This is a genomic window from uncultured Maribacter sp. (genome assembly GCF_963977385.1).
Taxonomy (GTDB): domain Bacteria; phylum Bacteroidota; class Bacteroidia; order Flavobacteriales; family Flavobacteriaceae; genus Maribacter.
Genome location: NZ_CAXBOU010000002.1, coordinates 262667 through 283077, shown reverse-complemented (window position 1 = coordinate 283077; position 20411 = coordinate 262667). Strand labels below are relative to the sequence as shown.

The following is a 20411-nucleotide window of genomic DNA, read 5'->3' as shown; positions in this document are numbered from 1 at the left end:
TTAAACGTACTATCCTCTAACTGTTAAATCTTTAATTTTATCCCCCAATGAACAAAAAGTTATTTGTGCTCTTAGTAGTTTTAATGAGCCTTTCACTTATTGGTCTGATTTTCGTTCAAAGTTTCTGGATCAAAAAATCTATTGATAGCAAAGAAGAGCAATTCTCTAGTAGTGTTTCCGAAGCATTGAACAGCGTCACCAATAAAATTACTGAAAGAGAAAGTAAAAACTACTTCGATAGATATTTATATGCAAAAGATAGTATAGGTGAACTAAAAGGTGCACAGCTAACGAATTTTTTCTTCATTGATAGGGATGTTAATTCTAATGAAGTTTTACTGTATGAGCACGGTATTTTAGAAGAGGATTATGGAATCTCGTCCTCCACGTTCTTTGATAGTAATGATGATGCAGATACCACCATCATTAAAAATTATACCAGCAAACGAACCACTTCGATTTTTAAAGAGGATTTCGATTTAGAGGGGAATACTTTTCGTTTAAATCCGATTCAACGTATTGAAAAAATTGGAGGCCTTAACAAAATGGAAAAGGCCGCCATGGATGAAATGTTTATGGTACATGCAAAACGTGTGCCTATTCATAAAAGAGTTTCTAAGCAAGAAATTGAGTTGTTGTTACAACGAGAATTAGAAAATAGAGGTATAGACATTGCATTTGAATATGGTGTTTATAGTAATGGTTTACCGACTAAAATTAAATCACGCTGGTTTAAGTATGCCGAGACCAATATTTATAAATCTCCCATGTTTGTTGATTTTGAAGGGGTTTCAAATTTCGATTTGTTAATATCGTTTCCGAAGAAAAAACGATTCTTGGTACAGTCCATTTTAGGTTTGGCATTGCTTTCGTTATTGTTTACAATAATCATTGTAGTAGCTTATTCTGGGGCAATTTATCAGTTGATTCGTCAGAAACAGATATCTGAAATAAAAACAGATTTCATTAATAATATGACGCATGAATTTAAAACGCCAATAGCAACTATTAACCTAGCTGTAGAAGCAATTAGAAATCCGAAGATTATCGGGGATCAAGAAAAGGTTTTGCGCTACTTGCAGATGATTCGTGATGAGAATAAAAGAATGCACGCTCAAGTAGAAAATGTATTGCGAATATCGAAGTTAGAGAAAAATCAACTTGATATAAGTAAGGATAGGGTTGATGTTCACGACATAATAGAAGATGCTATTACTCATGTTCAGTTGATAGTAGATGATAGGGGAGGTTATATTCATACCCATTTAGATGCTGAACGTTCAGAAGTATTGGCAAATGAAATGCACTTTACTAATGTTATAGTAAATATGCTAGATAATGCAATTAAGTATTCTGAAGAAGCGCCTAAAATAGATGTGTTTACCGAACGTGCCAAAAACTATATCATTATCAAGGTTCAAGATCAAGGTGCAGGTATGAGCAAAGGTGTTCTTAAGAAAGTTTTTGAAAAATTCTATAGAGAGCACACAGGAGATATACATAATGTAAAGGGTCATGGATTAGGTTTATCCTACGTTAAAAAAATAGTTGAAGATCACCAAGGTGAAGTGTACGCCGAAAGTGAAAAAGGAAAAGGAAGTACATTTTACATCAAACTGCCGTTAATATAAATATTATGGAAACAATAAATAAGAAAATACTTTTAGTTGAAGACGATCCAAATTTTGGAATTGTATTAAAAGATTATTTGTCAATGAATGACTTTGATGTCACTTTGGCTAAGAATGGAATGGAAGGTTTTGAAAAGTTCAAAAAAGATAATTTTGATATCTGTATTTTGGATGTAATGATGCCTTATAAAGATGGTTTTACCTTAGCAAAGGAAATTCGTGAAAAGAACGAGAACGTGCCAATTGTTTTTTTAACCGCAAAGACAATGAAGGAGGATGTTCTAAAAGGATATAAAGCTGGTGCAGATGATTATCTGAATAAACCTTTCGATTCTGAAGTATTGTTAATGAAGTTAAAAGCAATTCTACAAAGAAAAGCTTCTAATGGATTGGCCGATAGCAAGAAATTTGAATTCACTATAGGTGGTTTCCATTTGAACTCTAAATTGAGGTTTCTTAAATATAAAGATACCGAATCAATTAAGCTATCGCCTAAAGAGAACGAATTGTTGCGTTTATTGGCTTTACATGAAAATGATTTAATGCCGCGTGAATTAGCTTTAACAAAAATCTGGAGAGATGATAATTATTTCACTTCTCGAAGTATGGATGTTTATATTGCAAAATTACGTAAGTACTTAAAAGTTGATGATACGGTTGAAATATTAAATATTCACGGAGAAGGATTCCGCTTGGTTATCAAGACTGAAGGAGAATAGATCTCAATAAAATTTATATTAAAAAAAGCATCCCATTTGGGATGCTTTTTTAGCTTTAAAGCTTTTTGATGATTTCGTCTACAATTTCAGTGGGTGACTGGTCAATTGAAACCGTAAGCACATCAGTTGGTACTTCCAAGGTATCAAATTGAGATTTTAAAAGCCCCTTAGGCATATAATGATTCTTTCGCTCGCTTAAACGCTTATTGATTAGTTCAAAACTTCCATCCAAATAGATAAATTGATGTTGACCTTTTAAATTATCGCCTAAGATTGTCCTATACCGTTCTTTTAGCGCTGAACAAACAATTACGGCACCAGTTGGTGTGTTTTCAATTGCCACCTCATTCAAGCGCTCTAACCAACCTTGGCGGTCATCATCATTCAAAGGTTTTCCTTCGCTCATTTTCTTAATATTGGCTTCAGGGTGAAAACTGTCCCCGTCAAAAAACGGAAAATTTAATTTCTCAGACAGTAGTTTGCCAACGGTTGATTTTCCACTACCGGAAACGCCCATGACAAATAAGACTTGTGATTTAGCCATTTTTTAATTTTAAAATTTCACTATTGATTTCGTTTAAAATATGGTTTTGTTCATATTCATAATCAAACCATATTGTGTGTTTATTTCTAAGAAACCAAGTAAGTTGTCTTTTAGCGAATCTTCTAGTATTTTTCTTTATTTCTGAAATAGCAAATTCTAATGTCCATTCTTCATCAAAATAGTTGAAAAGTTCTTTATAACCAACGGTTTGTAAGGCATTATAATTTCTGAAAGGTAGCACGTTTTTGGCTTCTTCAAGTAAACCTGCCTTCATCATTACATCAACTCGTTTGTTGATACGGTCATATATGAAAGCTCTATCTGCTTTTAAACCAACCGTCAAAATCTTGAAACTTCTTTCAGCCTTGGGTTGATCGATGAATGAAGAGTAGGGCTTACCACTGCCAATACTTACTTCAAGAGCTCTAATGACACGCTGAGGATTGTGAATGTCTACTTTATTAAAATAGACAGGGTCTATTCTTTCTAATTTATCCTGTAGAAACTTAATTCCATGTTTGGTTAATTCTGCGTTTAAACCTTCTCGAATACCAGTATCAATTGTAGGGAAAGAATTTAACCCGTCAGTAATGGCATTTACATAGAGTCCACTACCACCCGCCATAATTACGACATCCTTGGTTTTAAAGAGCGTTGATATTTTATCAATAGCTTCACTCTCAAAATCACCAACAGAATATGATTCAGTGATACTTTTGTGTTGAATAAAATGATGGTTAGCCAAGTTTAATTCATGGTTACTTGGTACCGCAGTTCCAATATTCATTTCTTTAAAAAACTGCCTAGAATCAGCTGAAATTATTTCGGTATTATAATATTCAGCTAATAAAATAGCGAGTTTAGTTTTACCGATCGCGGTCGGGCCTACAACAGAAATTAGTATTTTATTCATTTAAAATTGATCCGCAGTTATAACAATGGGTTGCATCATCTCTATGACCTTCTTTACTACAAGTAGGGCAAGATTGAGTGTTTACATGAACATATCTATTGGAATTATCTTCACCAGACTTGCTTTTGGTTTGTCTGGCAAATTCAGCGGTAACCATGCCGGTTGGTACGGCTATTATACCATAACCTATTAGCATAATAATAGTGGCGATAGCTTGACCTTGTGGAGTAATTGGTGCAATGTCACCATACCCAACAGTGGTTAAGGTCACAATTGTCCAATAAATACTTGTAGGTATACTGGTGAAACCAGCTTCGTCACCTTCAATTAAGTACATAAGTGTTCCCATCATAACAGATGCAATCAATACAGCGAAAAGAAAAACCGTAATTTTTGCTCTGCTCGCCTTAAGAGCTCTTTTTAATTGAGAAGCCTCTCCTAAGAATCGAGCTAACTTTAATATACGAAACACTCTTAGCAGTCTAAATGCACGAACGGCTAATAATACTTGTGAACCTGCAAAAATGTAGGATATATATAAAGGTATGGTTGATAGAAAATCTATGATACCATAAAAGCTGAAAATATAATGGCTTGGTTTTTTAATACAAATTACCCGAGCAATATATTCAATAGTGAAGAATATAGTTACCACCCATTCTAGCACAAACAATATCTCATGATACTCGGCATCAATAGCTTTTACGCTTTCAAGCATTATTAAAATAACACTGAATATGATAATAACGAAAAGAATAATATCAAAGAATTTACCCATGGGGGTGTCTGCTTCATAAATAATTTCATGAAGCTTATTTTTCCAAGGCGATAATTTGTCTTCCTCTTTCAACTTATTCTTTTAATTCTACAATTTTATGGACTCTCTTTTTTCTTAAATACGATTCTATAAGATAATTGGCGTCTCTAGTACCGTTCATAGGGGTAATTAAGGTTTCCAATATATGAATATTATTTATTTGATAATTAAGATCGTAAAAACCAAAACCAACTAGAGACCCATTTTTAATTAAAATTGCACTTTGTTCGCCAATTTCACGTCCCTTATCAAGTAATAAAACATTTGTACTCTTTATGCTATTTTGTGAGGTTGCAGCAATTACACGTTCATTATATTCTTTCTGGTCTTCCTTATTTATACATGCCCCTTTACAGCTGCCATCTTCATAACCAGAGCAGTTGTTGCGAGCCTCGCTGATACCATTAAGTTTTTCACACAGCCCAAACTCCTTGGTGATTTTAAATAAATAGTTCTTAGCACTAAATACGCCATTAAAGATAGCCAAAGGTTCTGTACATTCACGGTAAGGTTTTATTGCCAATGAAAAGTATCCGTTTTCATTTTCGGTTTTACATAACGCATGGCTATACATTCTTTTTTTAGGAATGATGCTATATTTAGGCCGAAGCTTTAATAATTCTTCATGTTCTTTAAGAATAGCCACAAGCTCGTTTCCTGTAAGTTCAAAAGTAACTTTTTTGGTGTCTTTGGCTAACTTTCTCGATTTATCGCCACTTTTGGTAAAAAGTTGATTTACCCTTTTCTTTATATCTGTACTTTTACTGAGATAGATAATATCACCGTCTTTATTATGCATATAAAAGAGGCCTGTTTTATTAGGTAATTCTCGTACGATATCAAGTTGCTTCTCAGAAAGCTCACCTTGGGTTTCTTTTCTAATGGTGTCTTTAATAATTATTTTTTCAGAATCTTTAACCAGTAAAAGCTTGAATAGCTTCACTGTCGCTAACGCATCACCATTTGCTCTATGGCGATCACTTACCGGAATACCTAATGACCGAACCAATTTGCCTAAGCTATAAGATTCTGCGTCAGGCAATAACAATTTTGACAGATCAACGGTACACAAAGTCTTTCGTTCAAAATTATATCCTAGACGTCTAAATTCTGTTCGTAATATTCTGTAGTCGAATTGAGCATTATGGGCTACTAAAACAGTGTCTTCCGTAATTTCAATAATTCGTTTTGCAACCTCGTAAAATTTAGGTGCGGTCTGTAGCATTTTGCTATTGATGCCTGTAAGTTTTACTACAAAAGGTTGAATTTCCTTCTCAGGATTTACTAGACTAATGAACTTGTCAACTACTTTTTGACCATCAAATTTATGAATAGCAATTTCGGTAATACCTTCTTCATTAAATTTTCCGCCTGTGGTTTCAATATCTAAAATCGCGTACATCTAGTAAAATCTGATTTATTAAGTAGTGGTAATTCTGTGGGTTAATTTCGTGTTCCGAAGATACTACTTCCTATACGTACCATCGTGCTACCTTCTTCCATAGCTATTTTATAATCACTGCTCATACCCATTGATAACGTAGTGAAATCAGGGTAATTCTTTTCTAATTTAGTGTATAATGATTTTAGACTCTTAAATTCTCGACGAACCTGATTCGTATCTTCGGTAAAGGTTGCCATGCCCATTAAACCTATAATTTTCACATGTTTATATGCTTTGAATTCTTCATTTTCTACCAAAGCAAGTAATTCATTTTCATCAAAACCAAACTTAGTATCTTCTTCTGCAATGTGCACCTGTAAAAGACAAGAAATGGTTCTATTGCATTTTTCAGCTTGCTTATTTATTTCTGCCAATAATCTAGGGCTGTCAACACCATGTATCAAGGAAACATATTCAGCCATATATTTAACCTTATTTCGTTGAAGGTGGCCAATCATATGCCATTCTATGTCTTTTGGCATTTTTTCCCATTTCTCTGTCATTTCTTGCACTCTGTTTTCTCCAAAAATGCGTTGGCCTTCATCGTATACTTGTTGAAGGTCTGAAATGGGCTTTGTTTTAGAAACGGCAACCAAGGTGACAGATTCAGGTAGTGTACTTAGAATGGAAGTAAGATTTTCCTTAATGGACATATTCTATTTAGTTTTTGGAAAATTCTAATTTATAAATTGACTTGATACTTTTTCTGCTTTTTTATTTTCGGAATAATCATAAAAACCTTCTCCGGACTTAATACCTTTTTTACCGGCCATAACCATATTGACTAATAGGGGTGAAGGTGCATATTTCGCATTTTTAAATCCATCATGCATCACATTTAAAATCGAAAGACAAACATCTAAGCCTATGAAATCAGCCAACTGCAAAGGTCCCATGGGGTGAGCCATGCCTAATTTCATAACCGTGTCTATTTCCTGAACACCTGCAACACCGTGATGTAAAGTTTCTATTGCCTCATTAATCATGGGCATTAATATCCTATTTGCAACAAAACCTGGATAATCGTTAACCTCAGTAGGAGTTTTTCCTAATTTTTTGGAAAGCTCCATTATCGTTTTGGTAGTAGCGTCTGAAGTGCTGTAACCGCGTATAATTTCTACTAAGGTCATTATTGGTACAGGATTCATGAAATGCATGCCAATAACCTTTTCTGGTCTATTGGTAGTCGCTGCTATTTGAGTTATTGAAATGGATGATGTGTTTGAAGCTAAAATTGTATTAGGGTCGCATATGGCATCCAAATCCTTGAAAATATTCAATTTAATAGAAATATTTTCAGTGGCAGCTTCAATAACTAAATCTGTACCTGAAACACCTAATTTTAAATCAGTAAACTGATTGATATTTGCAAGGGTATTATCTCTATCGGAAGATGTTATTTTATCCTTTGCCAACATTCTTTCCAAGTTATTGCCAATAGTGGCAATTCCTTTATTTAATGCATCTTTTGAAACATCGATTAAATGTACTTGAAATCCATTTTTAGCGAAGACATGGGCTATCCCGTTACCCATTGTTCCTGCTCCTATTACAGCAATTTTTTTCATATGTTCTTTGGGTTAAATGCCGCAATAATTTGCAAAGCTACCTTAAGAGCCTGTGTTCCCTGCTTTAAACTGACCACTGGTGTTGTATTATTGGTTATAGCGTCAGCAAAAGATTCTAGCTCATCTAAAATGGCATTGTTGGTCTCAATCGAAGGATTTTCAAAGTATATCTGTTTTTTGATTCCTTCCGCATTTTGTAAAATCATATCAAAATCACCAGGTTCTTTTGGTGCATCTTTCATTTTCACCACTTCCACTTTCTTTTCAAGGAAATCTACAGAGATATAGGCGTCTTTTTGAAAGAAACGTGATTTTCTCATATTCTTTAATGAAATTCTACTAGCGGTTAAATTTGCAACACAACCATTTTCAAATTCTAACCTAGCATTTGCAATATCTGGCGATTGACTTATTACTGAAACTCCACTTGCATTTACTTGTTTTACTTCAGAATTAACAACACTTAAAATGGCATCGATATCATGAATCATTAAATCTAAAACAACCGGTACATCAGTGCCTCTTGGGTTAAATTCCGCCAAACGATGACTTTCTATAAACATGGGTTGTTTTATGGCATGTTTTACTGCGGTAAATGCAGGGTTGAACCGTTCAACATGACCAACCTGTCCTTTTATACCGTGTTTAGCCTCTAAAGCGAGTAAAGATGTCGCTTCTTCTAAGGTATGAGTTATTGGCTTTTCTATAAAAATATGCTTGCCTTTCTCAATAGATTTTTTTGCACATTCATAATGAGACAGCGTAGGGGTTACGATATCTACAACGTCTACAGCATCTATTAAATCATCGAGATTTTTAAAATAAGTATAACCAAAATCTGCACTTACTTTAGCTCCATTAGAGCTGTCTGCATCATGAAATCCTATGAGTTCATATTTTTTCGATTCGTTTAGAAGTCTGAGGTGGATTTTACCTAGATGTCCAGCTCCTAAAACACCAACTTTTAGCATTTGTTTCGTTTTGTTCAAAAATACACATAGTTATGTAGTTTTATCCTATGGCTTATTTCAATTTTAGTAATTATCGGACTAAGTTTTAAATAGGTTCTTCCATCATAGCAAGATCTTTGCTAACTTTGAAAGTCAAACCGACTACTATTGAAAGATACCTTTAAGCACAGAGGCATGCGCAATCATTTAGCGCAATTACTAATTGACAAAGGAATTGTCGATAAAAAGGTACTCGACGCCGTTCGGGAAATACCACGACATTTGTTTATGGATAGTAGTTTTGAGGGTCACGCTTACCAAAACAAAGCATTTCCTATAGGTGCAAATCAAACTATTTCTCACCCATTTACAGTAGCATTTCAAACTGAATTATTACAGTTGGAAGAGGGACAGGAAGTTTTAGAAATCGGTACAGGTAGTGGATACCAAACCGCCATTCTTTTAAAGTTAAAAGTTAAGGTCTATACCATTGAACGACAGCTAGAGTTGTTTAAGAAAACTAATATCTTTTTCAAGAAGATGGGGTACCGACCTAAGAAACTTATTTTCGGAGATGGTTATAAAGGGTTGCCAGAACAGGCACCATTCGACCGTATTATTGTCACCGCAGGTGCTCCTGAAGTTCCAAAAGCACTGCTTTCACAATTAAAAGTAGGGGGTAGGCTCGTAATTCCTATAGGTTTTGAAGAACAAATTATGACTTTATTTGTACGTACTACGGAAAGAGAATTTTCAAAGACAGAGTATGGGTCTTTTCGATTTGTACCTTTATTGGAAAACAAGAATTAGTTAATTGTTGAAATTCTTTTTTACACGGGCAAGGTCACGCTTGTTATCGCGATCTTTAATTGAGTCTCTTTTGTCGAAAAGCTTTTTACCTTTTGCTAAAGCTATTTGCATTTTGGCCAGACCTCTCTCGTTGATGAACACACGAAGAGGAACAATAGTTAAACCTGAAGTTTTAACCTCTTTGCTTAATTTTTTAAGTTCTCTTCTTTGTAAAAGTAATTTTCGTTCAGCCTTAGGTTTGTGGTTGAAGTGAGATGCATGCGAATATTCATCAATCTGCATATTAATTACAAAAAGTTCATCTCTATCATTAAATTCACAAAAACTCTCTGTAATAGATGCACGACCTTCTCTTATGGCTTTAATTTCAGTACCAGCTAAAACGATACCGGCCGTAAATTTATCCATTAGCTCATATTCAAAACGAGCTTTTTTATTCTTTATGTTGATAGTGTTTTGCATCGATGACAAAAGTAAGAACAATTCAATGAATGTCTTAAACTTTTAGAACTATTTGCAAATGGTTGTAAAAACTATTGATTACGTTAAGTATTAATCAGGACAGTTACAGTTGAAAATTAACTTATTTACAGTAGGTCTTCCGTTTACAATCTGAACAATAAATAAAATTCCATTCTCGCCATCATCAATATCAGAATACGTTTCTTCATCAATTAGTTTATTGACAAACTCTGGGGTAGTATTGCTATGGCCTACTATTAATACATTTTTATTAAGATTGTCGGTTTTAAATTGTGCGATATCTATAGTTGAAGGGTCGTAATACTGAACATCAATATTTTTCTTTACTGATGTTGGGGCTGCAGTCATAGCAGTTCTATTGTAATCAGTAGAATAAATAGCATCTAAATCAACGTCCACTAATATTTCTGCCCAATGCATTGCTCTTCCCAAGCCTTTTTGATTTAGTTCGGGATCATTATCATCAACATTACCTCTAAATTTTTCCGCATGTCTAATCAAATAAAATGTAGAAACAGATGGTTGATCTTGCGAAGTATTAACAACAACCTCATCTTTACAAGAAAAACTGAATATTAGGCATGTAAAAAGAACAAATTTTATAGCTTTCATGAAAATATGTTTGATGTATTCAATTAATAACTAAAATTACTTCAAAATAGTACTATAAATAGTCTAATTTTTGTTTTTTTGCATATGAAAAAATTTTGTGGGGCGCTTCTTATTGGTTTTGTAGTTCTTGGTCTTAAGGCTCAAGAAGTTGTTCTGCCTAGTGATTTCAGGCAGCAAAATCTTACTGAATATAACGGGAGTCTAATAAACCCTGCTTATAGTCTGGATCGAAATAATCCATCTTCCGTTGCCTTTTGGGCCAGATGGCAGTGGCAGTCCTATGATGCAGACCCAACATCATTGTTTTTAAATTATACTGCGAGGTTAAATGAGGTCTCAGCTGCAGGAGTTGGATTTTTTCAAAATAATACAGGTATTTTTTTAAATACAGGAGCAACTTTAAATTATGCTTATAATATTGAATTAAGCGAAAAAGTGTTTTTAGGGGTCGGACTAAATTTATTTGCCTTTCAACAAAAGCTTGCCGATGAACGCTTTTTTGTTCCAAACCCGATTCAAACTTCTATTTCCAATGATTTTATAATACAAATGGCACCTGGTTTTAATTTGAATATTGACAGATTTAATCTTGGATTAGTTTCAGAGAATTTATTTGATTATAATTTTAGTGCCAACGAGCGTAATACTAGTCCTGATGATCGTATGTTTTTGGCATTGGCTAGTTATGATTTTCCTATAGCTATACTAAGTACGGATGATAGTTCCGTTTTAAGACCATCACTGTATTATAAGACCATACCGGGTTTAGATAACCAAGTTGGTTTAACAGCATTACTTACTACAAATAAGTATTGGGCACAAGGAGGATATAATAGCTTTTACGGTTTTTCTGGTGGAGTAGGAGGTCGTTTCTTTAAAAGGTTATCCATTGGAGCATTAATTGAAGTAGGCACTAGTTCAGATTTAAAAGGGCAAGATCCGACATTTGAATTTGTGACTTCGTACAAACTAGGCACATTAGAAACTCCTGAAGAAAAGTTGGAAGAGCAATTAATTGCAGCAAAGGAAAATAAGAATAAAGAGGAATTAGCATCAAAACTGGAGGAGAAAGAAGGATTAGTCGAAGAAGCATTAACTAAGGAAGAAAAAATAGCTATAAGGCGAGAAGCGAAAAAACAAGAACGATTGGCGCTAATAGAAGCTAAAAAAGCAAAGGACTCTATAAATAACATTTCAAGGCAAGCAGATGTTGCTGTAACCGAATCTAAGAGGGATTTAAGAAAAAGACGTGATTCTATTGCTACTGCAAAAGTAGAGCAAGCATTGGCGGCTTCTAAAGCATTAGAGCGGCAGAGAAAGCAAGATTCTATAGCTGCTGTTATGAAGAAAGAGTCAGAAGCGATAGCGCTGATTCAAAAACAAAGACAAGATTCAATTGCCCAGAGTAAGGCTCTTTTAGCTGAAGCTGAGAAGCAAAAGGCGGAATTTACTGCGCGTAATGAAGTGGTAAAGCCAAAGGCTGGCGAAAGGTATGAAGAGGTTGCTAAAGAAGGATCATTAGCACCTGGTTATTATTTGATAGCAAATGTCTTTGGAACTAAAAAGTACTTAGATGCTTTTCTAGTAGATATGAAGAAAAAAGGCATTGATGCTAAATCGTTCTATAGAGCTAAAAATAAATACAATTATGTATATCTAGCTAAATACAATTCTATTAAAGAAGCTAGAGAAGTAAGAGATTCAAACCTTGGTGGTAAATACAAAGAGAAAATTTGGATATTTAGAGTAACTGGTGAATAGCGAGAAAATATCTAGATAAGCTTAAGTAATATATTGTCTTACTATAGTAGAAATAAGTAGATAAAAGTTTACTTAAGTTCTCTCTTGATAAGAACATCTAAATAAGTAACCGTATTTAAAAGATATTTACGGTCTTTGGTAAGGGTAGCCATAGCTATAGAACCCTGTATAATCGTAAATAATTGTTTGGAAAATTGTAATGGCGTTACCGGTAGTTTGAACTCTCCATTATTAATGCCACTTTCAAATATTAATGCAATTTTACCTTCAATCTCTTTTATGGTTTCTTTAGCAGCAGCAGCTAACAGGCGATTATTGTGCTGTGCATCGATACCTACATTTAAAATAGGGCAACCACCCATGGTCATTGTGAATATGTCGTATTTTTTATAGAATTCAATAAGGTTTTCGATTCTATCCATCGCCTTACCTTCTATGGACAAATGCTCGTCGATAGCATTTAAGAGAAGATTGCGATTATATTCGAAAGCAGATAAAGCTAATGCCTCTTTGTTTTCGAAATTACCGTATAAGGCACCCTTAGTAAGATTGGTGGCATCGGTTAAATCGCTCATGCTTGTACCAACGTAGCCATGCTTATTGAACACAGGAGCAACAGTCTCAATAATATAAGCGGTAGTTCTTTCGGCTTTAGTAGACATGTAAGACTGTTTTATGCGAATATAAAAAATCTATACTGAATGGTATATATTGTTGATAAAAAAAAGCGTCCTTATTAAAAATAAGAACGCTTTTCTGCAATTTTAAGATATTATACCATAATATCTTCTTGATTTCTGAAAACTAAAGCATTGTCAAAGGCATCTAGCAATACAACACTATCAGCTTTTATCTCACCACTTAAAAGTGATTTAGACATATTGTTCAGAACTTCTTTTTGAATAGTCCGTTTTACCGGCCTAGCTCCAAATTGAGGGTCATATCCTTTTTCAGCCAAATAATCTATAGCTTCTTCGGTAGCCTCTAAAGTTATTTGTTGCTTATCTAGCATTTTCTTTAAAGATTCCAATTGAAGTCTTACGATTTCCTTAATATTATTTTTGGTTAAAGGAGTAAACATAACAATATCATCAATTCTATTTATAAATTCTGGACGTACCGTTTTCTTCAATAAACCAAGAACTTCTTCCCTAGCGGTTTCAGTTGCTGCAGGAATATCTTTTGAATTTTCAAACGTATCCTGTATAATCTGACTACCCATGTTACTGGTCATAATGATGATGGTATTCTTAAAGTCGGCAACTCTACCTTTATTATCGGTCAGTCTGCCTTCATCTAAAACCTGCAACAAAATATTGAACGTATCTGGATGCGCCTTTTCTATTTCATCTAATAACACTACTGAATAAGGTCTTCTTCTAACCGCTTCAGTTAATTGACCACCTTCATCGTAACCAACGTATCCTGGAGGTGCACCTACTAATCTACTCACTGCATGTCTCTCCTGATACTCACTCATATCTATACGAGTCATGGCATTTTCATCATCAAATAAATAGGCGGCAAGCGTTTTGGCTAACTCGGTTTTACCAACACCTGTAGTACCTAGAAATAAGAAGGAGCCTATTGGTTTTTTTGCATCTTGTAACCCTGCTCTGCTTCTACGAATAGCATCTGAAACTGCTTGAATAGCTTCTTCTTGGCCAACCACTCGTTTGTGAAGGACGTCCTCAAGTTTCAATAATTTTTCGCGCTCACTTTGTAACATTTTGGTTACAGGTACACCGGTCCATTTTGCTACTACTTCTGCAATATCTTCGCTTGTAACCTCTTCTTTTATTAGAGTACCAGAATGTTGTTGCGCAGCTAAATCATCTTGTAATTTGGTTAGATTCTCTTGCGCTTCCTTAATTTTTCCATATCTAATTTCTGCTACTTTGCCGTAGTCACCATTACGTTCTGCACGTTCAGCTTCAGTTTTAAAATTTTCAATATCCAATTTAGTTTGCTGAATATTGTCAACAACTGTTTTTTCGCTTTCCCACTGTGCATAAATCTCATTACGCTCCTCTTTTACATTAGCAAGGTCTAAGTTTAAGATTTTAAGCTTCTGCTTATCGTCTTCTCTTTTAATTGCTTCAATCTCAATTTCTAGCTGCATGATCTTACGGTCAAGAACATCCAGTTCCTCAGGTTTAGAATTTATTTCCATTCTAAGTTTAGAGGCAGCCTCATCCATTAGGTCAATTGCCTTATCGGGTAAGAACCTATTGGTAATATATCGCTGAGATAATTCTACAGCAGCTATAACGGCTTCGTCTTTAATGCGCACCTTGTGGTGAGCTTCATACTTCTCTTTAATACCTCTAAGAATAGATATTGCACTTTCTGTATCTGGCTGATCAACTACGACCTTTTGAAATCTTCTTTCTAATGCTTTATCCTTCTCAAAATATTTTTGATATTCATCTAAGGTAGTTGCACCGATAGATCTTAGTTCGCCTCTCGCTAATGCTGGTTTTAAAATATTGGCAGCATCCATTGCTCCTTGTCCGCCGCCGGCACCAATAAGGGTGTGAATCTCATCTATGAAAAGAATAATGTTTCCATCAGCACTGACAACTTCCTTAATAACTGATTTTAGCCTTTCTTCAAATTCACCTTTGTATTTAGCGCCTGCAATCAAAGCACCCATATCCAAGGAGTAAATGACCTTATCTTTAAGATTTTCAGGGATATCACCTTGTATAATTCTGTGGGCAAGACCTTCTACTATTGCGGTTTTACCAACGCCAGGTTCACCAACTAAAATTGGATTATTTTTGGTTCTTCTAGATAATATTTGAAGAATTCTTCTAATTTCCTCATCTCTACCAATTACTGGGTCTAATTTACCGCTATCGGCAAGTTCATTAAGATTTTTGGCATATTTCTGTAAAGAATTATATGTTTCTTCTGCACTTTGTGAAGTTACTTTATCACCCTTGCGTAACTCCTCTATGGCTGCTTTAAGATGTTTTTCTGTAACCCCTTGGTCTTTTAATATTTGGGCTATTTTACTTTTCGAATTTAATATAGCCAAAAATAAATGTTCAAGGGAAACAAACTCATCGCCCATATTTTTGGCAATACTACTTGCTTCATTTAGAGTTTTGCCGGCCTCTCTTGAGAACTGCAAATCTCCACCTTCAACTTTCGGAAAACTTGTAAGTTCTTTTTCTAATATTTGCTGCACCAAATTGAAATTTACACCTAGTTTTTTAAGTAAAAAGGGCATAACATTTTCTTCAACCTCTGTAAGTGCTTTAAAAACATGTTCATTTTCTATTTGCTGATGGCCCATATTTTGGGCAATCTGCTGGGCCTGTTGAATAGCCTCTTGTGATTTTATAGTAAAATTATTTATATTCATTTTCTGTGGTTTTAGTTAATTGTAATACTTTTGATTCTTAATATTCAAGAATCTTACCAATTATAAGCACAAGCCAAAATGGCTTGAATTCACGTAATTTTACTGACAATTAGTCAGTCGGTACGTTTTTTGAATGGATATATTAAATTACAAAATTTATGGGAATATTTAGTGGAATATTTGGAGGTTCTAAAGACAATGAGGGAAAGGGAGTTTCTGAAATTCCTTGGATATCTTTGAATGCGATTGCTCAATTAGATGAAATCAAGAATAAATCTAATACACGGCCACAGGTTATTTTTAAGCATTCTACATCTTGTGGTATTAGTAGAATGGTGTTGAATATGTTTAAAAGTGGGTATGCTTTAGAAGAAGGACAAATGGATTTCTATTTTCTGGACTTGTTAGCGAATAGAGATGTGTCTCATGAAGTAGCTTCTTTTTTTGGTGTTATGCATCAATCTCCACAATTATTAATAATAAAAAATGGGGTAGTGGTCATACATGATTCGCATGGCGCTATATCTGATATTAAGCTAGAACAATTTGTATAAAAAAAAAGCCCCGTTTTCACGGGGCTTTTTTTTTAGTTAAAACTTTGATTATTCAAGATATTCTTGAGATTATTTTTTAAATCTTCACCGGCATCATATACCATCTGTTCGTTGCTGGGGAATGGAACTCTCGCCAATTGCAAAAGAGAAACTAGATTATTGTCTAAAGCTCTTTTGTCGCCATCGTAGTTGGCATACACATGCTCGAATACAAATTGACTAGTTAGCGGATATTGATTAATTTTTTGTTGCTTTTTTAAATCTATAAAATTTACAACTCCAGTTACTTGAGCACTTTTAAATTGAGTAAACTGATAGAAATCGCATTTAACGGTTTTAAACTTGTCAATTTTAATGCTGTTGCCCAAACTATCAGATACTACATTGCCATTACGATCTTCAACAAAAGTATAGCCATCTTTAATTTGACGCTCCTTACTAATTTGTTTCTCACTTATTTGTTCAGGAGATATGTTGATATCCTGAAAAGAAACCTCCATTTGGTAATCATAGATTTGATTTTGAATTCTATTCGTGTGATATTCTGTCCAATTGTTATTTAATCCGTACGTGTTTAAATTTAATAGTTCGTCCTCTAATCTTCTAGGAATTACCTTATCGGTATTGTTTGTCATTTCTACAATAACATAATCTAATCCCTTTTGGTAAGCTTCCTCAATTTTTGCTACAACATTTTTGTAATTAGGATTCAGTTCCTGTAAATAATTTAAATCGGTATAAGCGTTTCTATAATCAGATTTATATAAAGCATCCTCTAATAAAGTCGTTGCTTTGGTATATAAGTACTTAGATAAATCTAACTTGGCTGCAATTATTTCATCGTCATAATTTTTAAAACTGAATTGTGCCTTTCTGTTTTCATCTTGAATATATAAAGGTAGTAATGGACGAATACTTTCCTGAACAGATTTTAATCGGTCGTAGGTATTGAAAATCTCTTCAAAATTAGCAGGGTTACCATCTTTTTTAAGGAATTTAATATGCTGAAGTTCCCTTTCGGTATTTTTACGATAACCTTCCTCAAGAAGTACGATGTACGTTTGATTGCTTTTTTTTGTCTTATTCTCAGCAATGTTAATAACGGCTTTGTTAATAGCAGTCATATAATTACCAGAATTAAGAGCTTCCTGTGTTTTCTTAACGCCACTACAAGAAAGTAGTAGACCAATAATACTAAATAGTAGAAATTTTTTCATGTCTATTATTTTTAGAATTTAATATAGCTATTTCAACAGCCGTGCCATAAAAGGCTTTTACCATAACGTATAGGGATAAGGAATAGTATATTTTCGATAAGGTGCATATTATATTTCTATTTCCTTGGTGTAATCAAGGGGTAGTTATTAACTTATCTTAATAAATAAGTTAAGTGTTTGTTCATTTTTTTTATATCATTAAGTACACTTATTTGTATTTTTGCATCTTATTTAAAAGAAAAAGCAACATGCAACGCGACACCACGATTTTTAATCTTATCGAAGAAGAGAGACAACGTCAGATTAACGGAATTGAATTAATCGCTTCTGAAAATTTTACTAGTCCGCAGGTAATGGAAGCACAGGGGTCTGTTCTTACCAATAAATATGCTGAAGGCTACCCAGGTAAGCGTTATTATGGTGGTTGTGAAGTTGTTGATAAGGTTGAGCAATTGGCTATTGATAGAGCTAAGGAGCTTTTTGGTGCAGCTTATGCGAACGTACAGCCGCATTCTGGATCGCAAGCTAATGCCGCTGTTTATCATGCATGTTTAAAACCTGGAGATAAGATTTTAGGCTTCGATTTATCTCATGGAGGACACCTAACGCATGGTTCTCCAGTAAATTTCTCAGGTAGATTATATAATCCTGTGTTTTATGGTGTAGATAAAGCAACAGGTAGATTAGATTATGACAAAATTCAAGAAATTGCAACGAAAGAACAGCCTAAATTAATAATTGCCGGTGCTTCTGCATATTCTAGGGATATGGATTTTGAACGTTTCCGTAAAATTGCAGATAGTGTAAATGCTATCTTACTTGCTGATATTTCACACCCAGCCGGTTTAATTGCAAAAGGTCTTTTGAATAATCCTATTCCACATTGTCATATTGTAACGACTACAACGCATAAAACTTTAAGAGGACCAAGGGGTGGATTAATATTGATGGGGTCAGATTTCGAAAATCCATTTGGTATTAAATTAAAAAATGGAAATTTGAGAAAGATGTCTGCTTTATTAGATTTGGCCGTATTTCCAGGAAATCAAGGAGGTCCTTTAGAGCATGTTATAGCTGGTAAGGCAATTGCATTCGGTGAAGCCTTAACTGATTCTTTTGGCTCATATATTTTACAGGTAAAGAAAAATGCCGATGCTATGGCGAAGGCATTTGTAAGAAGAGGATATGATATTATATCTGGTGGTACAGATAATCACATGATGCTTATTGACTTAAGAAATAAGGATATTTCAGGTAAGGATGCTGAGAAAGCTTTGGTTCTTGCTGATATTACAGCAAATAAGAATATGGTGCCTTTTGATGATAAATCACCATTTGTAACCTCGGGAATTCGTTTTGGAACTGCCGCAATTACAACTAGAGGTTTGGTTGAAAGCGATATGGAAAAAGTTGTAGATTTTATTGATCAAGTTATAACAAACCCAGAGAACGATACGATTATAAAAGATGTAAAAGGTAAAGTGAATGCAATGATGAATACAAGAGCAATATTTAATGCATAAGCATTAGAGAGTTGTTTTTTTATTCTGATAAGAATTCTAAATCACCACAAACGTAAGTATTTCTCTGTACATCAAAAATAGAAGCTTCGTCATCTTTATCTAAGTAGATGCCCCAAAATTCATAATATGATTTTGGAAGTATATTTACTTGGTCATTTTCAAATTCGAAATCCTCAATACTATCTTCAAAAATGGGAATGAAAAGCTCATAAGGTTTTTGAGTTAAGCCTTTAGTCAAAAACACGTAATTACAAGCAATTTGCTTTAAAATATCATTAAACTGTGATGATATACTATTATTATAGATACGTTTAATTACAATATTAGTATCATTTAAGAATATTGTCAATTCTTCAATATCGAGATTATAACTATTTTTTGAATTTAATAGTTTTAAATTTTGCTGTAAAGGAGAGGTGCTCTTATCGCTTCTACCCCATCTACCTGTATTAAAATGAGATAATAATTCTAACAAATCTAAATTACAATTCACCTCTAAAACTAAGTGAATAGACTTTAAATTACAGCTCTTGCTTTTTAGCTTAATAGTAGAGAAATAATGAAATTCTAGAGATTTTAGAAAATCATCTATACCAGTAATTTCCTTGGTATAATCTAAGTTTAATAATGAATTTTTTAAAAAATCGTCAATATTAAAAGGCATACAGGCTAGTGTTAAAAATATTCTTTCTTTTATAAAGATACTTTTAACCGCTTTTATTTGACCTTAGTAAATCCTTAGAATTTTGGAGGATATTATTATAAAACAATATATATTTTTTTAACTAATTGATTTTCAGTGAATTAAAAAATATTATTTTGATTATAGAAATCCACGGTTTTTAGCTTCATTAATTAAAGCTAAATCATTTCCATTTTTAATATCGAAGAGTGCTTTTAATTGTCTTTTTCTTGCTTCGACAGTAGTATTCGCTGAACCAATTAATGGCGCAATATCTCTGGTGTGTATACCTTGTGAGAGATGGAAAAGAATTTTTTGGTCTTGTTCGTCGATAACTATATCATTAGCCATTCTACGTCTAATTGCTGCCAAAGCACTGGCTGTGTAATACGGAGAATTACTGGAAATGGTTTCTACCATGGTTTTAAGAGACATTTCATCTATCTCAGATTTCACCATGTATCCATCCGGATTTACCGTTTTAAAAATATTATTGATTCTATAATTGTCACTATATGAGGACATAAAAACAATCTTTGACTTAGGAACTTCATTTCTAGCAACAAGTCCTAAATCAATACCTGTTCTTGGGTCTTTAGACTCAGGCGAGAATAACTGAATATCCAAAAGAATAATATCATAAGGTATAGCTCGCTTAGATAATTCAATCTTGCTTTTTCCTTTTTCAAAGCTTTTGGCTATTTCAACTTTTACATTAAAATTGGTAAAATCAGAATCTTCAAGAATATATTTATACCCCAAAGTGGTCATTTCATGATCATCTACCGCTAATATTCTTACAGTATTCAT

20 protein-coding genes are annotated in these 20411 nt (G+C 33.8%); 6 read left to right on the top strand and 14 right to left on the bottom strand.

Features of this window, described 5'->3' with window-relative positions; all coding sequences use genetic code 11:
• Window positions 1-47: 47 nt before the first annotated feature.
• Together AAC084_RS04610 and AAC084_RS04605 are read left to right on the top strand one after the other, a co-directional pair.
• Window positions 48-1631 carry a HAMP domain-containing sensor histidine kinase gene (locus AAC084_RS04610; protein WP_339837538.1) on the top strand — a complete coding sequence of 528 codons (1584 nt, stop codon included), beginning with the start codon at window positions 48-50 and terminating at the stop codon, window positions 1629-1631.
• Between the two features lie 5 nt (window positions 1632-1636).
• Window positions 1637-2350: a response regulator transcription factor gene (locus tag AAC084_RS04605; RefSeq protein ID WP_079513584.1), complete on the top strand. Its 714-nt coding sequence runs from the start codon at window positions 1637-1639 to the stop codon at window positions 2348-2350.
• Window positions 2351-2405: 55 nt separating this feature from the next.
• Here the strand turns inward: AAC084_RS04605 and AAC084_RS04600 are convergent, their stop codons facing one another.
• From AAC084_RS04600 to AAC084_RS04570, 7 genes are read right to left on the bottom strand one after another with little or no spacing between them, the layout of a single operon-like run.
• Window positions 2406-2894, bottom strand: coding sequence for a gluconokinase (locus AAC084_RS04600; protein ID WP_339837535.1), 489 nt, complete (start codon window positions 2892-2894; stop codon window positions 2406-2408).
• Window positions 2887-3807: a tRNA (adenosine(37)-N6)-dimethylallyltransferase MiaA gene (miaA, locus tag AAC084_RS04595; protein ID WP_339837532.1), complete on the bottom strand. Its 921-nt coding sequence runs from the start codon at window positions 3805-3807 to the stop codon at window positions 2887-2889. The genes AAC084_RS04600 and miaA overlap by 8 nt, the downstream gene beginning before the upstream one ends.
• Window positions 3800-4657 (bottom strand): ion transporter, encoded by an 858-nt coding sequence (locus AAC084_RS04590; protein WP_339837529.1) that lies wholly within the window; start codon window positions 4655-4657, stop codon window positions 3800-3802. The genes miaA and AAC084_RS04590 overlap by 8 nt, the downstream gene beginning before the upstream one ends.
• A gap of 1 nt (window position 4658) precedes the next feature.
• Window positions 4659-6026: an exonuclease domain-containing protein gene (locus AAC084_RS04585; RefSeq protein WP_339837526.1), complete on the bottom strand. Its 1368-nt coding sequence runs from the start codon at window positions 6024-6026 to the stop codon at window positions 4659-4661.
• Between the two features lie 41 nt (window positions 6027-6067).
• Window positions 6068-6721: a YggS family pyridoxal phosphate-dependent enzyme gene (locus AAC084_RS04580; RefSeq protein WP_339837523.1), complete on the bottom strand. Its 654-nt coding sequence runs from the start codon at window positions 6719-6721 to the stop codon at window positions 6068-6070.
• Between the two features lie 24 nt (window positions 6722-6745).
• Entirely contained in the window at window positions 6746-7636 is an 891-nt protein-coding gene (locus AAC084_RS04575) for a 3-hydroxybutyryl-CoA dehydrogenase (protein WP_339837519.1), read from the bottom strand.
• Window positions 7633-8607, bottom strand: coding sequence for a Gfo/Idh/MocA family oxidoreductase (locus tag AAC084_RS04570; protein ID WP_339837958.1), 975 nt, complete (start codon window positions 8605-8607; stop codon window positions 7633-7635). The genes AAC084_RS04575 and AAC084_RS04570 overlap by 4 nt, the downstream gene beginning before the upstream one ends.
• Before the next feature lie 147 nt (window positions 8608-8754).
• On the opposite strand from AAC084_RS04570, the gene AAC084_RS04565 reads away from it, so the two are divergent.
• Window positions 8755-9396: a protein-L-isoaspartate(D-aspartate) O-methyltransferase gene (locus AAC084_RS04565; protein WP_339837516.1), complete on the top strand. Its 642-nt coding sequence runs from the start codon at window positions 8755-8757 to the stop codon at window positions 9394-9396.
• Here the strand turns inward: AAC084_RS04565 and smpB are convergent, their stop codons facing one another.
• Window positions 9397-9858 (bottom strand): SsrA-binding protein SmpB, encoded by a 462-nt coding sequence (gene smpB, locus AAC084_RS04560; protein WP_339837513.1) that lies wholly within the window; start codon window positions 9856-9858, stop codon window positions 9397-9399.
• 90 nt (window positions 9859-9948) lie between these two features.
• A complete protein-coding gene (locus AAC084_RS04555) occupies window positions 9949-10491 on the bottom strand; it encodes a phosphoglycerate mutase family protein (RefSeq protein WP_339837510.1) in 543 nt (180 codons plus the stop codon).
• Between the two features lie 84 nt (window positions 10492-10575).
• Between AAC084_RS04555 and AAC084_RS04550 the strand changes: the two genes are divergently transcribed.
• Entirely contained in the window at window positions 10576-12252 is a 1677-nt protein-coding gene (locus tag AAC084_RS04550; protein WP_339837507.1) for a PorP/SprF family type IX secretion system membrane protein, read from the top strand.
• Between the two features lie 68 nt (window positions 12253-12320).
• On the opposite strand, the gene AAC084_RS04545 is transcribed toward AAC084_RS04550, so the two are convergent.
• Together AAC084_RS04545 and clpB are read right to left on the bottom strand one after the other, a co-directional pair.
• Complete coding sequence (locus tag AAC084_RS04545; RefSeq protein WP_339837504.1) at window positions 12321-12914, bottom strand: TetR/AcrR family transcriptional regulator; 594 nt, start codon at window positions 12912-12914, stop codon at window positions 12321-12323.
• Window positions 12915-13024: 110 nt separating this feature from the next.
• A complete protein-coding gene (gene clpB, locus AAC084_RS04540) occupies window positions 13025-15625 on the bottom strand; it encodes an ATP-dependent chaperone ClpB (RefSeq protein ID WP_339837501.1) in 2601 nt (866 codons plus the stop codon).
• 158 nt (window positions 15626-15783) lie between these two features.
• On the opposite strand from clpB, the gene ytxJ reads away from it, so the two are divergent.
• Window positions 15784-16179, top strand: a complete 396-nt coding sequence (gene ytxJ, locus AAC084_RS04535) for a bacillithiol system redox-active protein YtxJ (RefSeq protein ID WP_339837499.1) — start codon at window positions 15784-15786, stop codon at window positions 16177-16179.
• Between the two features lie 32 nt (window positions 16180-16211).
• On the opposite strand, the gene AAC084_RS04530 is transcribed toward ytxJ, so the two are convergent.
• Window positions 16212-17396, bottom strand: a complete 1185-nt coding sequence (locus tag AAC084_RS04530; protein ID WP_339837496.1) for a hypothetical protein — start codon at window positions 17394-17396, stop codon at window positions 16212-16214.
• 248 nt (window positions 17397-17644) lie between these two features.
• Between AAC084_RS04530 and glyA the strand changes: the two genes are divergently transcribed.
• Window positions 17645-18919, top strand: coding sequence for a serine hydroxymethyltransferase (gene glyA / locus AAC084_RS04525; RefSeq protein WP_339837493.1), 1275 nt, complete (start codon window positions 17645-17647; stop codon window positions 18917-18919).
• A 19-nt stretch (window positions 18920-18938) separates the two neighbouring features.
• Here glyA and AAC084_RS04520 read toward each other — a convergent pair whose 3' ends face one another.
• Both AAC084_RS04520 and AAC084_RS04515 read right to left on the bottom strand, forming a co-directional pair.
• Entirely contained in the window at window positions 18939-19583 is a 645-nt protein-coding gene (locus AAC084_RS04520; RefSeq protein WP_339837490.1) for a hypothetical protein, read from the bottom strand.
• A gap of 159 nt (window positions 19584-19742) precedes the next feature.
• Window positions 19743-20411, bottom strand: coding sequence for a histidine kinase (locus AAC084_RS04515; protein ID WP_339837487.1), 669 nt, complete (start codon window positions 20409-20411; stop codon window positions 19743-19745).

Coding starts and splice junctions, on each gene's coding strand:
- miaA (WP_339837532.1), bottom strand. CDS start 3,807: ATGAATAAAATACTAATTTCTGTTGTAGGCCCGACCGCGATCGGTAAA.
- AAC084_RS04605 (WP_079513584.1), top strand. CDS start 1,637: ATGGAAACAATAAATAAGAAAATACTTTTAGTTGAAGACGATCCAAAT.
- AAC084_RS04555 (WP_339837510.1), bottom strand. CDS start 10,491: ATGAAAGCTATAAAATTTGTTCTTTTTACATGCCTAATATTCAGTTTT.
- AAC084_RS04550 (WP_339837507.1), top strand. CDS start 10,576: ATGAAAAAATTTTGTGGGGCGCTTCTTATTGGTTTTGTAGTTCTTGGT.
- AAC084_RS04515 (WP_339837487.1), bottom strand. CDS start 20,411: ATGAATACTGTAAGAATATTAGCGGTAGATGATCATGAAATGACCACT.
- AAC084_RS04580 (WP_339837523.1), bottom strand. CDS start 6,721: ATGTCCATTAAGGAAAATCTTACTTCCATTCTAAGTACACTACCTGAA.
- ytxJ (WP_339837499.1), top strand. CDS start 15,784: ATGGGAATATTTAGTGGAATATTTGGAGGTTCTAAAGACAATGAGGGA.
- AAC084_RS04610 (WP_339837538.1), top strand. CDS start 48: ATGAACAAAAAGTTATTTGTGCTCTTAGTAGTTTTAATGAGCCTTTCA.
- clpB (WP_339837501.1), bottom strand. CDS start 15,625: ATGAATATAAATAATTTTACTATAAAATCACAAGAGGCTATTCAACAG.
- AAC084_RS04530 (WP_339837496.1), bottom strand. CDS start 17,396: ATGAAAAAATTTCTACTATTTAGTATTATTGGTCTACTACTTTCTTGT.
- glyA (WP_339837493.1), top strand. CDS start 17,645: ATGCAACGCGACACCACGATTTTTAATCTTATCGAAGAAGAGAGACAA.
- AAC084_RS04520 (WP_339837490.1), bottom strand. CDS start 19,583: ATGCCTTTTAATATTGACGATTTTTTAAAAAATTCATTATTAAACTTA.
- AAC084_RS04585 (WP_339837526.1), bottom strand. CDS start 6,026: ATGTACGCGATTTTAGATATTGAAACCACAGGCGGAAAATTTAATGAA.
- smpB (WP_339837513.1), bottom strand. CDS start 9,858: ATGCAAAACACTATCAACATAAAGAATAAAAAAGCTCGTTTTGAATAT.
- AAC084_RS04570 (WP_339837958.1), bottom strand. CDS start 8,607: ATGCTAAAAGTTGGTGTTTTAGGAGCTGGACATCTAGGTAAAATCCAC.
- AAC084_RS04575 (WP_339837519.1), bottom strand. CDS start 7,636: ATGAAAAAAATTGCTGTAATAGGAGCAGGAACAATGGGTAACGGGATA.
- AAC084_RS04600 (WP_339837535.1), bottom strand. CDS start 2,894: ATGGCTAAATCACAAGTCTTATTTGTCATGGGCGTTTCCGGTAGTGGA.
- AAC084_RS04545 (WP_339837504.1), bottom strand. CDS start 12,914: ATGTCTACTAAAGCCGAAAGAACTACCGCTTATATTATTGAGACTGTT.